Origin of the sequence: Allocoleopsis franciscana PCC 7113 (assembly GCF_000317515.1) — a bacterium.
Taxonomy (GTDB): Bacteria; Cyanobacteriota; Cyanobacteriia; order Cyanobacteriales; family Coleofasciculaceae; genus Allocoleopsis; species Allocoleopsis franciscana.
This window is the reverse complement of record NC_019738.1, coordinates 6,485,478-6,500,557: the sequence shown is the minus strand read 5'-3', so window position 1 is coordinate 6,500,557 and position 15,080 is coordinate 6,485,478. Positions and strand designations below refer to the sequence as shown.

The following is a 15,080-nucleotide window of genomic DNA, read 5'->3' as shown; positions in this document are numbered from 1 at the left end:
CTAAGCTCGCATCTCAAGGAGTATAAGCAAGGGCGACCCAGTGGGTCGCCCTTCTTTGATTCAACTTACCTCAAACTCCAGCCTACTAATACCATTTCACTTTTAATCCGTTACACATCGACCCCCCTAGCCCCCCTTACTAAGGGGGGAACAAGAAAACTATCTGTAGCAAGCATTGAGTGAATTGGTATAAAGCTTCTTCGCTATCTAGCCGCTGTTGGCAACTCCCCTGTGCGAACGGCTATCGTATCACTTTGACTACCGCGCCGTATCTTCAGTTGTAGCGTCTGACCGACATTGCTATTCTCAACCATCCGTTGCAACTGATCCGCACTGCTTACAGATTGTCCATTGATGGCGATAACGACATCTCCCCGACGTAGTCCCGAAGTAGCAGCAGGTGTGTTGGGTAACACTTGCACCACTAAGACTCCGTTGACTTCTGGTATCGTGAAAGCTGAGTTGGGGTCGCGATTGTTCTCCGCCGCTAGCTGAGGTGTCAATGTTGCCATGCGAATGCCGAGATAGGGATGCTGAATGGTTTCTCCCTGTGCCAGCTTGGCTGATATCGCTTTGGCGGTATTCACAGGAATCGCAAAACCAATTCCCATGGCATCGGGGCGAATGGCAGTATTGATGCCAATCACTTCTCCCGCATCGTTCAACAACGGCCCGCCTGAGTTCCCGGGATTAATCGCTGCATCGGTTTGAATAAAGTCTAGTCGCTTGTCGGGAATACCCACTTGAGCACTAGATCGTTGGAGAGTGCTGACAATTCCTAGGGTGACAGTATTATCGAGTCCCAAGGGGTTACCGACGGCGATCGCCCAGTCACCCACTTTAACCCCATCAGAATTTCCTAAGGTGGCAACCGGTAAGTCCCTACCTTCAATCTTAACGACCGCTAAGTCCGTTACCTCATCTGCACCTTGTACCTTTCCCTGAAAGGTGCGTCCATCTTTGAGGATGACAGTTACCTTGTCCGCGCGATCGACAACATGGGCATTGGTGAGAATCACCCCATTGCCATCAATAATAAATCCTGAACCTTGACCCCGCAGGCGTCTTTCCATCGGCATCTGAGGGAAGGCATCCTCGCCGAAAAAGCGCCGAAAGGCGGGGTCATCAAAAAACGGATCGACGCGACGTGTAATGGTGCGCTCGGTGTCAATTCGCACTACCGCAGATCCGACCCGATCCACTGCTGCCGTTACAAAATTGCTAGGAGCGGCGGCTATCGGTTGTCGTTGTGCAAGTAGTGTTGGTGTTTGTGACTCGGCGATCGGTGCTGGTTCTGCTTGCGAAGGCGACACCTGATAAACACCAACCGTCAGCAGAACTCCTATAATGAGCGCGAGTAAATAAGTACGAATTTTGCCTAATAGCAGAGAAAATTTGTTCGGTCGCATAGCCTCTATTGTGGATTCGATGATTGTTTCATGAAAGTATTGGTAATGGTCTATTCGTTGCTATCCGCAGCTTTACAGATATTTTGACAGTTCAGTTACGTTCACTGGGATGCCATGGGTGTAGAAGTTGCACCTTGACAAAAAGGCAAAAATGTGAAATGGATAAAACGGATTAGTATAAGCAGCTTCATTTTTTCTGGATTCAAAGCAAGCGTCATCGCCCAGTCGCTGCCCCCCAGGACGGAAATCTCTCTCCCTCCGTTTCTAGCGCACCATAGTTCTTGATCAGTGCGATCAAAAGAAGCATCTGAGATTCTCTGCTCTACACTAGGATCGGGATAACAAGAAACTCAAGAATGTTCCCACGCCATAATTTGGAGCTGAGCCATTGATTAACGAAACCTTTTCCGTGTCTGGGAAAGACGAAGCTTCCCTAAGTCAGGATGTGAATTACACTCACATCGCGCATAGTCATGGCGAGGGACAATCAACTCATCATCATGTTCATGATGAAGACTCTCTGCGGCGCATCGTCAATCGGCTATCTCGAATTGAGGGGCACATCCGAGGAGTTAAGACGATGGTACAGGAAAGTCGCCCTTGTCCAGACGTGTTGGTGCAAATTGCAGCGGTTCGGGGAGCACTAGATCGAGTGGCGCGGATTATTCTGGATGAGCATTTAACCGAGTGTATTGCTCGTGCCGCTGAAGAGGGCAATATTGAGGCAGAAATTGAGGAACTAAAAGCCGCTTTAGATCGGTTTTTGCCGTAGCCTCAGAGGTTTAATTAGCACGACTTAGACCTTGTTGTAACTTGCCAGATTAATATTCTATCAACAGGGCGATCGCTCACAAAATAACGAGCGATCGCACTCCAATTAAAACCTTACTTGAACATCAACTCGCCCCACTGCCGAGAACGAAAAGACTGAGGAGTGTCCCAGCATTCCACAATCCATGAAGCAGCATAGAAGCCAGGAGATTGCGCGATCGCGTATACACGATTCCCAACACTATTCCCAGCGTGGCTAGTGGTAGCACCTCAGAGAAACTGAGGTGAGCCAAAGCAAACAGGAAACCACTGGCAACAATTGCCCCCCAAACCGGCAGATAACGAGTTAAAGACGGCAATAAAAACCCTCGAAAGAATATTTCCTCAAACATGGGGGCTGCCACACAAGCCGTAACACAAAATAGGAATAGAGCAACATTATCTTGTCCCTCCAACGCTAGGGACAAAATGGGATTACTACCACCCTGTCCTTGCCACAGCTTCTGGTTAAGAAACGATACCAAAATCACTAAAGGAAGTGCCACGAAATAACCTCCCAACCCCCAGGCAATCCAGCTTAGTCGCCACTTAAAAGAAAACCAATCTTGTGGCAAGGGGAAGAAAGGTTTAAGGGAAAAGTACAGTACCAACAAACCTCCAGACGCCATCAGCAGGTAGCTTGCCAGAACATAGAACGCCTTCATCCGCACATCATAATTGCTGGGATTAACGCCCAACCAATGAAACAATGTAGGCAATAGTAATTGACCGATGAAGAAAAAGCCCAGGATAAACACCTGCCATATAATTTCCCAATTCCACGGCGTTTCCCAAGGGACATTACTGTTGGTAGCGAGGAGTGATTCTTTGCCTTTTAGGAGTCGCTGTACGATTAAAAAGACGAAAAGTCCTACACCTAATAGTCCACCGAATCCGGGTATTCCCCCAATCAGCGCTAATTTGAAAATAGCTTGCTCCGCCAGCTCTTGTTCTTTCGCTTGGAGGGACAACTGAGCATCCTGACGCTGTTGCAATTGATACAACTTGGTTAATGCCCGATAGCGGAACCAACCCTCTAAATCTTTTTGAATTTGTGACTCAGCATCAGGCAGCAAGCGAGGTTGCTCACTCCATAAACCGATTAACACCTGCGCTGTCTGTACCATGGAATCCTTCGAGGCGGACACGGAAGCGACGGCCTCAGCAGAGGGTTTGGTAAACTGACTCCAGGTATTGAGTGCCGCTTTCTGATCGCCCTGGTGAGCTTGGAGAACGCCGATTCGCAAATCTAGCTCATCAATTAGTTGTTGGACTTGAGAAAGTAGCCCTTGCAATTGCTGTTGCTGCTGCATAGAGCGTTGCAATTGTATTTTGACTTCCTCAGGGGTGGGGGCATCTTCATCCTCAATTCCCTGAACTTGGGAGATTTTGTCAGAAACGTCTTTCAGTTGTGCCGCAAGGTTCGACTGAGTTTTCTGAGCGGATTTACGTGTTTCTTGATACTGTTCTTGAGCCGTTTTTAAAGGCTTTTCGCCCAGTAAAGCATTTCGAGCCGCTTTCAAATCAGGTACGGACTCTTGCGGGGTTCCCGTCTCGCTGCTATTACCCTGCCACTCGCTGGCATGGAGGAGTAAATTCGTTTGGTAAAGTTCCAGGCGGCTTTGAATCTGAGGCTGACTCAAGCTTTGCAATAAGGAAAGGGTAACACTGGCGAAGGCAAAAATCGTCAGTATCCCCAAAATCAACCGTTTAATCATCAAAATCCACCGCTCAGTGGTCATGAACCCCCCAAATGCCAGTAATAAAGTCCAAGGCTAAGAATTTTTGCCCGTTACAGGCTAGCTTTTTCAAGTTATCTGAAATTATCTTACGCTTCCTCAAACCAAGGGTTCAGTTTGAGGGTCATATTCGGTTGCAAGTTACCCTGAAATTGGGAGATGCTTAAATTAGCAGCCTTTACGTCAAACAGGGCACTGTTCACCTACTTGCTAATGGAGGATTCCCAGATTGGCTACTCGCGTCATTATCGTGCGTCACGGTCAAAGCAGTTATAACGCCCTTAAGATGATTCAAGGGCGCTGTGATGAGTCAGTCTTGACCGAAAAAGGAACTGCCGATGCCCACCAAGTCGGCGCTGCCCTCAGTAGCCTCAGATTTGATGCTGTGTATAGCTCTCCCCTACAACGGGCAAAGAAAACCGCCGAGGTTATCCTACCTTATTTGCCCGGTTCTCCGGAGTTATTGACCCCGACCGGCCTACTAGAGATTGATTTGCCGTTGTGGGAGAAGTTGCAGAAGGAGGCGGTGAAGGACAAGTTCTCAGAGGAGTATCGCTGCTGGAAAGAACGCCCTCACGAGTTTTGCATGACTCTTCCCAACTCAGAGGGGACGAAGGAACATTTTCCCGTGCTAGCGCTTTACGAACAAGCCAAGCAGTTTTGGCAAGAGATTCTCCCCCGCCACCCAGGAGGAACCATTTTAATCGTGGCGCATAACGGGATTAATCGGTGTTTGCTCGCGAGTGCTCTTGGTATTTCTCCGGCGCTTTATCATTCCATCCAGCAATCCAACTGTGGCATCAATGTTTTGAATTTTGTAGGGGGTTGGGGTGAACTCGTACAATTAGAGTCGCTCAATCAAACCTCCCACATGGGAGACGCCTTACCTACACCACGAGAAGGGAATCGAGGGTTGCGGTTGTTGCTGGTGCGTCATGGTGAAACCGAGTGGAATCGAGTTGCACGCTTTCAGGGCGGAATTGATGTGCCGCTGAATGACAATGGGCGCAAACAAGCACAACAAGCGGCTGAGTTTCTCAAGGATGTGCCGATTGATTTTGCCGTCAGTAGCCCTATGCTTCGTCCCAAAGAAACGGCTGAATTAATCTTAAAAAATCATCCCAATATTAACCTGGAGCTGCAAGAGAAACTCAAGGAAATTAATCACGGACTTTGGGAAGGAAAGTTAGAGTCCGAAATTAAGCAGGAGTACGCCGATTTGCTGCATCAATGGCAAACTGCCCCGGAAACGGTACAGATGCCAGAAGGGGAAAATTTACAGCAGGTATGGGATAGGGCGATTGCTTGTTGGAATGGGATTATTGAAGCGGCTGGAGTATCTAACACGGAACTGAAAACCGGTCTAATTGTGGCTCATGATGCCATCAATAAAGTGATTCTCTGTCATGTATTGGGTTTAAGTCCAGCCTCAATCTGGAGTATTAAACAGGGCAATGGTGCTGTTACTGTGATTGACTATCCTCATGGTTTAGAAAAACCGCCGATATTGCAAGCGATGAACATTACCACCCACCTATCGGGGGGTGTGCTGGATCAGACGGCGGCGGGTGCGTTGTAGAGAATATCGAAGATTGCAGATGGGTATTCTTGCAGTACCGATGTAGGGGCACGACATGTCGTGCCCCTATCTGTTGTTTATTCAACTGATAAATAGGTGAGTATTTAAAAAATGATGTAATCGGTGGTAAGTCACTGGTTGGTTTTTACGTAGTCTTGCATTTGCCAGCGGTGCTGCACTATTCTCTTAAGAAACACATTCTCAAACCCTTATAGTTGAATGATTTCAGCTAATTGTGTTTCTTCCATCTGTTGGGGATGCGCGAAGCGTCCCTTGGAGGCTCAAATCTTGCACAGTTTGAAAGTTTTGCTAGGGCTTTGTTGATGGAAAATCAATTTTTTGAACGCCAAGCCCAGCTAGATCAATGGCTGCACCGCCTGGTGGAAATCCTACGAAGCCAAGGAGGTTCCACCTGGAAAGTCTTGGTGCAAGCGGTTTCGGGAAAAACGGCTGCGATCGACCTTGATGGAATTAGGTTGCGACTGCGGGCGTCGGGAGGAGAACAACTGCAAATCGAGAGCGAATATCCGGTGGCGCTGGAGTCAGTAAATTTTCGCAGCAAAGCCGAAACTCTCCGAGACGTGATTGCTGGCAGGTTGACTTTAGATGCAGCCGTGGTGGCTGACAACATTTACCTAAGCGGAACTTTAGAAGACTTGCTGGCCATACACCAAGTAGTAATGGAAATCTTAGCCGACAGTGCCATTAACCCGCAGTTGCGACATTTGTGGACAGAATTCGACCAATTGTGGTTGCGTCGTTCTTCTTCACCACCGTACCTTTCTTTGGAACATCAAAAACCTTCCTACGGCGAGTTGATCCGCCAGGTGCCGGAAGATGTGCTTGCCATTGATGTTTACTCACCCGAAATAGACGCCACAGAGTAGGGTGATCGCTTTTCCATCTTAAACATGACTGACGCAATCCTAGCCCCCAAGTTTGGGGGGAAAGGCTTGTATCCCATTTCTTTGGTCAGTCTAAGTTTGAGGGATGAATCTGTGCTTTATCCTATGTCACTAGACACTAAACCGCTTGCAGAAGTAGGGAAAGGGAAACGATACTTTTCTCTTTTCCCCTTCATCCTTCCTCCTATCGCTAGGAGATTTCTGACTGTGTACAAAAGGTCTACCATTGATTTAAATAAGTCTTAATTAATAAGGCTTATATATGATTTATTTTTATTGTTTTTATTGCTTTTATCTATTGACAAGATTTTATTAAATATGCAAAATTGAAGCATTCTAAAGAAGTTTAATCACCCAAAGCAAAAATTGACTTGTCTTAGCTGAGGGGACAGGTACAAAACTTCAGTTAAGCTTAGCATGAAAACGATAACACAAAACAAACAGAAAAAATATGACAAAGCAGGAAACAGCCTCTCAAGGTTCATCCGTTGCATCTGATTCTGTAACTATTATTAACCTAGATGCCACAAACGAAGAGCCAGTTGTTAAGTTTTTCAAAGCAGGAACTTATGAAGTAAGGGTAATAGGAAAATCACAAGGGGGACGCTACGAGGCTTGGAGTCGTTGGGAAAATAATGACACCTATGGAACATTCATCACAGGATGGTTAAACGCATATACCATATACTCACCGGAATTTAAGGAAATTGATATTGGCGATATTAATCAAACATATGAAACAAAAGAAGCGGCGCTTGCAGCGGCTAAAACTAGAGGCTCTTCTACTTTTACCCTGAACTCAGATGGGGAAGTGAAATTTTACCTGAAGGATGAAAAGGGTAAGTATAAGGACAATCGGGATGGTCTGTCACTAGCGGTTAAAAAGAAGGGTCAAGCCACAGATGATGCACCATTGTCACCAGGAGTATCATTTCTTATTCTTGTGATAGTTGTACTTTTTTCAGTTACGATTTGGGGCTTGGCTAACTTAGTTAATAACTACCCTGCTAAGTAGGTAGGCATTAATATTTGTCGTTGAGACAAGGCAGACCGGAGCTAAGCGTGAGGACAGAAGGCAAAAGGGAAGCGGTTTTGAGTTCTTAATATTTATTCACATACCTTCGCTTATTTGTGCCTACCTACTGACATCCAAATAGGATTAAATATCCGCTGCGGTAGAGACGCAATATTTTGCGTCTCTATTTGTTCAAGAGTCTTATGAAAGAGGACTTGAGCTATAAACGGCGGGTTTTAACCCCTGGTGGCTTACTTCAAAATACGCTTCGATCGCATCGCTTGCGGAGGCAGCACCATTTTCCGCCTGTACCAAACGACCGACTTCTGCTGCTTTAACTGCATAACTAGGCTCAGACAGCAGCTGTTTCAGTTCGGCACTCATCACGTCAGCAGTACAATGCTGACGTGCGATCATCCGCGCTACTCCCAACCTCACCAAACGAGCGGCGTTATCTGGCTGATCGTAGGCGCAGGGAACCACTAGCATGGGGCGACCGGAACGCAACGCCTGCGCCGTTGTTCCTATACCACCATGATGGACGATCGCAGCTGCACGGGGAAAAATGGCTGAGTGGGCGGCGTAATTAACTGCGATCGCTCCTTCTGGTAGCTGGTGGGGGGCAATCTCATCTGCTGCCTTTCCCATCAGCAAGACGGCTCTGTAGCCTAAGCGCTGGGCGGCAATGGCCCCGTCTAAATAAAAGTTCCCTGGCGTCCACACCACTAAAGAGCCTAAAGTGAACACGAGCGGCGGCGCTCCCGCTTGCAAAAACGTCTCCAGTTCAGGAGACAAACTTTGACGCTCCTGGTGGTTGTATAAAGGAAACCCAGTAATGCGAGTTTGGGGTGGCCAGTCGGGTTGAGGAGTTGCCAAAAGCTGGGAGAACAAACCTAGCACCAGTTTGGATGAATACTGACCTTCAAAAAAAGGATCGCCTGAAGGTGGTAAACCAAGTTCAGCCCGCAGTTGTCGCACTGGGGCGCTCCAAAAGCGTGCCTGCCACCGGAAAGCTCGATGTATAGCATCGTTAGCAACCAGCGTCATGGCGCGATTTCTAGCTTCCGTCGGTAGGGGCGCAAGGCTGGGAGAATCATACGCAGACATAAACGACCCAGGTGAGAGGACACCGGATACTCTGGGAGTCCCAGTTTTTTCAGCTGCCACACAAGCCGCAAAAGCCAGGTGGTGCGTCAGCACTAAATCAGCATCCCCTACCACGTCCACCAAGTCATTGTAGGTTGCCCGCAAGTGAGGCGCGATCAGATAGCTGATACCGTACTCCAGAGGCTGCCCACAGGAGGAGAGCAACCCGATAAACTCCCCCTCTTCTTGCATGTTGATTGAGCCTAACGGTCTGATGGCACGAAACTCAATTCCAACTGATTCGATGATCTGGCGATATATCTCGCTAGCAGCAATGACGGCATGATGTCCCCTTCTGTGCAACTCAAGAGCGATCGCTATGTAAGGATATACATCCCCAAAAGAGCCAAAAGTAGCGATCGCAATATATTTGCTCATTATCAAAGCCGTTTTCGGAAATTAAATAAAATATTTTATATTATATTTTTCTGTTTTTTACTAATTAAATAACAATATTACTGACTTTAGTTAACTCACTATAAATTCTTAACGGTTCTTCAGCACTTATTATGTTAATTCAACAATTAAAATGCCAATGAAACAAGTATCTAATGCGGTAATTGTCAAAGTTCCTAAACTCATATCTTGCACCTTTGTCAGTAAGCTTTCACACTTGCTAATCCCAAATATCCTTTCTCGCAACCGCTGGCTTACATCTACAAAAAGCAAAATCCCAGCCCCGCAATTCCAGCATTCTTGGGCTATCTACCGCTACACCAAATAAGCCGATCGTTTAAAAAGTAATTTCCGATACGGCTAAATAATTGGAGGTAAGTGATGCTCCCAAAGCAGTGGCACAAAAGGGAAAAGCTTTGGCGGTTAAGACATTATGTCAATCTCAAACCCAGTCACAGTAAGGGCATTACTCCTGAGTCCTGAGTCCTGACTCCTGCTATATATGCCTCATAGCAAAATTATCATCAACAAAAATGTAAAAAAATACAAAATTATTCTTGACTTACAAAGAATAATATGCTTCGATTTGTTGTGAAAAAGTTAAAAAACTTAATGATGAAAGGAGAAAAAAAGATGGCAGATAATACCGTTAAAAACGGCTGTAATAATGGCTACTTTTTGATAAAAAGCAAGCTCAATGGCTTAGTTCTGGATGTGGCAGGAAACAACGCGGAAGCTAAAACTCATCTGGTTGTTTACCCAGTCAAGGGAACGAATGGTGAGCCGAATCAGCAATGGAAGATTACTGAAAATGGGTTCATAGAAAGTAGACTAAATGGCTTCGTGGTGGATATTCCAGGAAGCAGAACAGAGCCTTTTACCCCAGTTATTACTTATCCGGTAAACGGTAGTAACGGAACGCCAAATCAGCAATGGACAATTACTGAAGATGGGTTGATAAAGTCAAAGCTAAATGGCTTAGTGCTAGATGTGTTAGGGAGCAGTACAGAGCCGTTGACCCCCGTTGTTACGTACCCAGTCAACGGTAATAATGGTACAGCAAACCAGCAATGGGAACTTGTTCCCGTTCCGGAAGAATCATCGCCAGCATCAGCGTCATTTCCGACACTAGGACCTAGAGGGTCCTTTATTGATGCAGAAGAATTTGCCATCCAACCCAAAACGCCTCAGTCGAGAATTAAAACCGTGCGTATTAAGTCGGGTTGGGCTATCGACAATATTCAAGTGCAGTATGAAGATACAGCAAAAAATCCGCCTGAAACATACGAGTCAATAGCAGCTGGTGCTTCCGGTGGTCAAGCTGATGAATTCAGCATAGAAACGGGAGATTATATAACAGGAATCGTACTAACCTGGGGTAAAGAAAGCCCCGACTATCCAGAGCAGGACATTATCTCCTTACAGTTTCAAACCTATAAGGGAGTTAAATCACAGGTATTTGGTGGCTCTAGTAGCCAAAAGGAAACGGCAACTTTTTCTCTTGAAGCATTTCCAAATCACGAAATAATTGGGCTTTTCGGTGCCCATGCCCTTAATCCTGTTAGTAATATGGATGTGTTAGTTCGCCTGGGTGCTTATATCAGACCTGTTGCTTCCTAAACAAGACGCGATCGCAACCCCGTCAAAATTTCGGTGTGGTGGGGACTGAAAGAATGGGTGATCAGAAATAGAGATAATCTTGTCGATAAGCCCCACCTAAAAATCTGCTCGACAGGAGAAAAAACTGGCTCGATTAATTTATAATAATTGTTGTTTTGAATACAAGATAAAATTAATGCTTGCAATTTTTCTGTTCATACTGTACTTCTGCTTTTCTGCTTGGTTAATGTACGACCATAAACAGAAAATAGGAATTCAAATACAAGAAGAGTTACCCAAAAAAGTTATTAAAATTACCACGGCAACACCAAAGAAACAACAGAAAAATAAACCCGTACTCGCAGTAGAAGTCAATCTAGCCAACAGTATTAAAAACAACTTTACAAACGGTCAGCAGTTGCCTCTGCCTGCTTATAGACCGGATTTTGAAGAGAATGGTAATAAGATAAACACAGGGGAATACACGGAAAATTCCTCGACAGCGCTGCCCACGTTTGCCCAACACATTACAAACGTGCCATTAGCAGCTAAAGGGGGAGTGGCGAACGCGCATCCACATCCCTATGCGATCGCCTCAGCCGTTAACATCGCTACCAATGGATCGAGTGAAGCTCTCGTAGAAAACCATAAAGTTGAGGAAGTCACCAACACTGCCGAAGAGCAGTTAATGTATGACAAAAACATTATCAATGAAGCAGTACACCAATCCCGGTTAGCAGTAGGCGAAACAATCAAAGAATTTGTTGCCACTAGAAGTGATATTGAAGGTGCCTATAAACCATTATATGAATTATTAACTGATTACCCCTTCCGTCTCGGCAAAATGCTGCGACCAACTCTGTGTATTAGTGTTGCCAGAGCAGTAGGAGGTAGGGGACATGATGCCTTGACATCAGCAGCAGCTCTTGAACTTTATCACAACGCTTTTCTAATTCACGACGATATCGAAGACGGTTCCGAATCTCGACGGGGGAAAGGAACTTTGCACCAAATGATTGGAATTCCCCGCGCCATTAATGTAGGTGATGCTACCAACGTCTTGGCAGTAGGTTTATTGCTAGAAAATCTGTCAAGCATTGGAGTTTCCAAAGCTCTCAATGTTTTACATGAAATCGAGTTTATGGCGCAGCAATCTGTCGAAGGACAGGCAATGGAATTAGATTGGGTGGCTACCAATGCTTCCCACCTAACCGACCAAGATTATTTTAAAATGTGCGTCAAAAAAACCTGCTGGTATTCGTTTATTACTCCCTGCCGAATTGGTCTGATCGTCGGACATCCATCAGCAAGTAATAAGGAGCTAGTTAACCATTTGGCAGGTATAACTCGATTTGGTATGCTATTAGGAATTGCTTTTCAGATCCAAGACGATTTGTTGAATTTACAAGGTCAAATCGAAAATTATGGGAAAGAAATTGGCGGTGATATTTACGAAGGCAAACGCACCTTAATGCTGAATCATGTTTTGTCACATCGTGGCAAAGCATCTGAGAAGATATTGAAAATCCTTGCTTTACCCCGCGATAAAAAAACACCAGAGGATATTGCTTTTATTAGTGAACAAATGCAACTTTGCGGTAGCATCGAACACGGCTGGGAAGTTGCGCGATCGCTTACCAACAAAGCCGCAAGAATTTTTGATAACCTAGATTTTCTTCAGTCAGAAAACCCGCTACGCTCAGAAGAAAAATGGGGATGTCCTGTCCACGACCGTCGATTTCTCAAAGAAATAATTAACTACGTGATTTACAGAAATGTGTAAGCTTGTGTCAATAAGAAAAGTTAGAGAAAAACTAAATGGATGAAATACCAGTCATTATCAAAAACTTTGTATATGAAAATATAAAAGTTTATCCAGGTTCAAGTTTGGTTCTACATCTATTAATTAATAGCCAAATACCTGAAAACTTATTATTCCGTCCTATATTAGATGATTGGTTAGTAGATAACGGTCAAGTCATCTCTATATCTAGTAGTATTTCTCCCTCTTATCTTTATCTAGTTCAGGGAAGCCAATTTAGCCAAAAAATTATAATTTCACTTCCTTCCATACTGCAAATAGGACAGAAAGTCAAAAGTTGGTTACGCTTTCCAGCCATTCAAGAAGAAGCGATTCCTATCCAACTAGAAATTGTATTGCCAGAAACTGAAAAAAATCAAAATCAGGTTGTCGAAGTTTCCTTGCCAGTTACTTTACCTTTCTCTTCTCGTGACGGAGACTTGTTCTCGAATGCCCTAGACAAATCAACAGCCGGAATGTTTGGTTTGATGTCAGGTTTAATAGACCTAGATAAAATACCATCTCGCTGGCTAGTCGCTGAAATTTTAGCCAGTTTAAGTAAAAAAGGCGAGGAATACGCCCAAACTGAACCGGGCACACAATTACTCAATCAAATTAGACCAACTAGCTTCTTTCAAAATGGAGTGATCGCTTTTGCCTCCGCACAAATTCCCAACTGGATAGGCGATAACATCAAAAGTGAGAATACAATTTTAGGGGGTCAGAGTTTGCTAGCTATTTGGGAAAAATGGCTGTTAAACTTGGTTCCCGCTGAGCAAGAACCTCTAGAGAAAAAAAGAGAAACGTCAGTTCCAGGTTTTTTAGCCGAAAAATTCGTTGCCAAACTAGGAGGTTCTGCCGATCGCTGGTTCGCTGGCATCCTCTTGGGACTGGCGCAGATATCCCCACTCATTGCCAAAAAATTGCAAGATATCGCCTCAAAAGAAGCAACCTTAGATAGCGATGCGTGGCAACGCATCCCACTTAGCGATCGCACTACCGAGGCAACTAAAAGTTTGCTTGCTGTAATACCCGGTTTAGATACACTTCCGGCTCGTTGGCTAGTTATAGAATTGTTGCTCCTCCTATGCCAAGAAGGTGATAAATACCGTCGCACCCAAGCTGGTAGCGAGTTACTGACTCAGTTAAGTAACACCCGTTTCTATCAGAATGGGGTACTCGCTTTTGCCGCAGCAGAAGCCCCCCGTTGGCTAGTTATCACTCAGGAAGCTGCCTCTGCTTATCAGAATTCTGTTGGCGGTGACAAAAACCAAGGTGGTTGGCTAACCCTTGCCTCACACTGGTTGTGGAGTTTAGGTGCAACAGAGTTTGATGAAGGCCAGCCTAATCGTGACTTTTCCGTATCGGCTGAGGCGGTAGACGCGCTCAAAGCATCTCTGGGAATGGATGCAGAACGCTGGTTTAGTTGCCTTGTGCTGGGACTGGCGTTGGTATTGCCCAGAATTGCCACCACCTGGGATGCGATCGCCTCCAGTATTGGTGTAGCCTCTATCCTCCCAACGCCGTCCCAGCAGACAATAGTCAAGGATGTTTTTTGTGAGGCAGGTTCGCTACAACGATGACCATTGACGAACAACTGCTAGCCCGTATTGAAGCCCTACGCATCCCCTTGGATGACCCCGCCTCCCCCATGGACTGGAAAGATTGGTATCATTTCGTTCTCCTGGATAGACAAGGAAAAGTGCGGATACTGGTCAACATAAACTTGATGGGCAGACCAGGACACGGCGAGATTCAAGTAAGCTTCCTGGTCAACTTAGCCAGCACTCACCTGCTGCCAGAGGAGCCGGTGGATACGCCTATGGCGACATTAGGCACTACTTTCAACTTGGAATGGCAACCCGATATGGTGCGTCGAAACCCCTTGCGTATCCAGGGAAACGGCGTCTTGCTGGAACTTGATGGCAAACACTCGACGCTGCAAGTCCAAGACGAAAGGGCGCAGTTATCCATTCGTTGCCAAGGAGAGGCACAAGCCATGCCATTGTTAGTAACCGAGGATTCGCCTTTTGGCAGTGGTTTCATCGGTTGGGGTTTGGTGCCCGGTTTACAAGTAATGGGAGAGTTATCTGTAGGCGAACAGAACTTCAGTATCGATCGCGATTGGTTTGTCTACCACGATCACAACTTTGGTCGTTTTCGTTGGGGTGAAGATATTGCTTGGGAATGGTTTGTCGCTTTTGCCACCTGTGATGACGGCAGGCAAATTACTCTGGTTTTAGACCAACGTACCAATAAAGACCATTCTGTCAAGTACTTACCCTATATTTTTGTATATGTGGATAATCGGATACACAAAATTTTCCTCGGCTCTACTTTAGCTATTCATTGGGATTGGTCGTCCTCTCCAGTCATGCCTGTGCGTCTGCCCGGAATTATGGCTTCCCTGTTTGCCGATCGCACCTTAAAAGTCCCTTCTAGCTTGCAGGTAGAAGCCGCCGATGAATGCGATCGATTGTTAGTCAACGTCAACTTTGAAACCACGATGGAGCTAGTAGTGCCTGATAATCAAGACCGTCAATACAGTTTTATTGAAGAAGTTACAGGCCGTGTTGAAGTTAGCCTTTTTCTCCAAGGAGAAACTCTGCGAGCAAAAGGATTCATTTATGGAGAATATGTGCTTTGACCGATTTAATAGAGTATGTTGAACAAGTGGTGGC

The 15,080-nt window shown here is 45.6% G+C and carries 11 protein-coding genes; 8 read left to right on the top strand and 3 right to left on the bottom strand.

What is annotated here, in order from left to right; translation table 11 throughout:
* Positions 1-203: 203 nt before the first annotated feature.
* Positions 204-1,409, bottom strand: coding sequence for an HhoA/HhoB/HtrA family serine endopeptidase (locus MIC7113_RS26720; protein ID WP_015185321.1), 1,206 nt, complete (start codon positions 1,407-1,409; stop codon positions 204-206).
* 388 nt (positions 1,410-1,797) lie between these two features.
* Here MIC7113_RS26720 and MIC7113_RS26715 point away from each other — a divergent pair, with 388 nt between their 5' ends.
* On the top strand, positions 1,798-2,181 hold the full coding sequence (locus MIC7113_RS26715) for a metal-sensing transcriptional repressor (RefSeq protein WP_015185320.1): 384 nt from the start codon (positions 1,798-1,800) through the stop codon (positions 2,179-2,181).
* A gap of 124 nt (positions 2,182-2,305) precedes the next feature.
* Here MIC7113_RS26715 and MIC7113_RS26710 read toward each other — a convergent pair whose 3' ends face one another.
* Positions 2,306-3,961: a CPBP family intramembrane glutamic endopeptidase gene (locus MIC7113_RS26710; RefSeq protein WP_015185319.1), complete on the bottom strand. Its 1,656-nt coding sequence runs from the start codon at positions 3,959-3,961 to the stop codon at positions 2,306-2,308.
* A gap of 226 nt (positions 3,962-4,187) precedes the next feature.
* On the opposite strand from MIC7113_RS26710, the gene MIC7113_RS26705 reads away from it, so the two are divergent.
* The 3 genes from MIC7113_RS26705 (at position 4,188) to MIC7113_RS26695 (ending at position 7,457) form a co-directional block, all read left to right on the top strand.
* Positions 4,188-5,537, top strand: a complete 1,350-nt coding sequence (locus MIC7113_RS26705) for a histidine phosphatase family protein (RefSeq protein WP_015185318.1) — start codon at positions 4,188-4,190, stop codon at positions 5,535-5,537.
* Positions 5,538-5,860: 323 nt separating this feature from the next.
* Positions 5,861-6,424 (top strand): hypothetical protein, encoded by a 564-nt coding sequence (locus tag MIC7113_RS26700; protein ID WP_041781316.1) that lies wholly within the window; start codon positions 5,861-5,863, stop codon positions 6,422-6,424.
* 469 nt (positions 6,425-6,893) lie between these two features.
* Positions 6,894-7,457, top strand: coding sequence for a hypothetical protein (locus tag MIC7113_RS26695; protein ID WP_015185316.1), 564 nt, complete (start codon positions 6,894-6,896; stop codon positions 7,455-7,457).
* Between the two features lie 201 nt (positions 7,458-7,658).
* Here MIC7113_RS26695 and MIC7113_RS26690 read toward each other — a convergent pair whose 3' ends face one another.
* Positions 7,659-8,981, bottom strand: a complete 1,323-nt coding sequence (locus tag MIC7113_RS26690; protein ID WP_015185315.1) for a glycosyltransferase — start codon at positions 8,979-8,981, stop codon at positions 7,659-7,661.
* 594 nt (positions 8,982-9,575) lie between these two features.
* Here MIC7113_RS26690 and MIC7113_RS26685 point away from each other — a divergent pair.
* The 4 genes from MIC7113_RS26685 to MIC7113_RS26670 all read left to right on the top strand — a co-directional run bounded on the left by MIC7113_RS26685 (position 9,576) and on the right by MIC7113_RS26670 (position 15,046).
* Entirely contained in the window at positions 9,576-10,619 is a 1,044-nt protein-coding gene (locus tag MIC7113_RS26685) for an RICIN domain-containing protein (RefSeq protein WP_041780237.1), read from the top strand.
* Positions 10,620-10,794: 175 nt separating this feature from the next.
* Positions 10,795-12,381, top strand: coding sequence for a polyprenyl synthetase family protein (locus tag MIC7113_RS26680; RefSeq protein WP_015185313.1), 1,587 nt, complete (start codon positions 10,795-10,797; stop codon positions 12,379-12,381).
* A 35-nt stretch (positions 12,382-12,416) separates the two neighbouring features.
* Positions 12,417-13,982 (top strand): hypothetical protein, encoded by a 1,566-nt coding sequence (locus tag MIC7113_RS26675; protein ID WP_015185312.1) that lies wholly within the window; start codon positions 12,417-12,419, stop codon positions 13,980-13,982.
* Positions 13,979-15,046 (top strand): hypothetical protein, encoded by a 1,068-nt coding sequence (locus MIC7113_RS26670; protein ID WP_015185311.1) that lies wholly within the window; start codon positions 13,979-13,981, stop codon positions 15,044-15,046. The genes MIC7113_RS26675 and MIC7113_RS26670 overlap by 4 nt, the downstream gene beginning before the upstream one ends.
* Positions 15,047-15,080: the final 34 nt, after the last annotated feature.

What these genes read in the sequence shown, in the direction of transcription:
- MIC7113_RS26680 (WP_015185313.1), top strand. Translation starts at nt 10,795, where the DNA reads ATGCTTGCAATTTTTCTGTTCATACTGTACTTCTGCTTTTCTGCTTGG.
- MIC7113_RS26685 (WP_041780237.1), top strand. Translation starts at nt 9,576, where the DNA reads ATGCTTCGATTTGTTGTGAAAAAGTTAAAAAACTTAATGATGAAAGGA.
- MIC7113_RS26700 (WP_041781316.1), top strand. Translation starts at nt 5,861, where the DNA reads ATGGAAAATCAATTTTTTGAACGCCAAGCCCAGCTAGATCAATGGCTG.
- MIC7113_RS26695 (WP_015185316.1), top strand. Translation starts at nt 6,894, where the DNA reads ATGACAAAGCAGGAAACAGCCTCTCAAGGTTCATCCGTTGCATCTGAT.
- MIC7113_RS26710 (WP_015185319.1), bottom strand. Translation starts at nt 3,961, where the DNA reads ATGACCACTGAGCGGTGGATTTTGATGATTAAACGGTTGATTTTGGGG.
- MIC7113_RS26690 (WP_015185315.1), bottom strand. Translation starts at nt 8,981, where the DNA reads ATGAGCAAATATATTGCGATCGCTACTTTTGGCTCTTTTGGGGATGTA.
- MIC7113_RS26670 (WP_015185311.1), top strand. Translation starts at nt 13,979, where the DNA reads ATGACCATTGACGAACAACTGCTAGCCCGTATTGAAGCCCTACGCATC.
- MIC7113_RS26675 (WP_015185312.1), top strand. Translation starts at nt 12,417, where the DNA reads ATGGATGAAATACCAGTCATTATCAAAAACTTTGTATATGAAAATATA.
- MIC7113_RS26720 (WP_015185321.1), bottom strand. Translation starts at nt 1,409, where the DNA reads ATGCGACCGAACAAATTTTCTCTGCTATTAGGCAAAATTCGTACTTAT.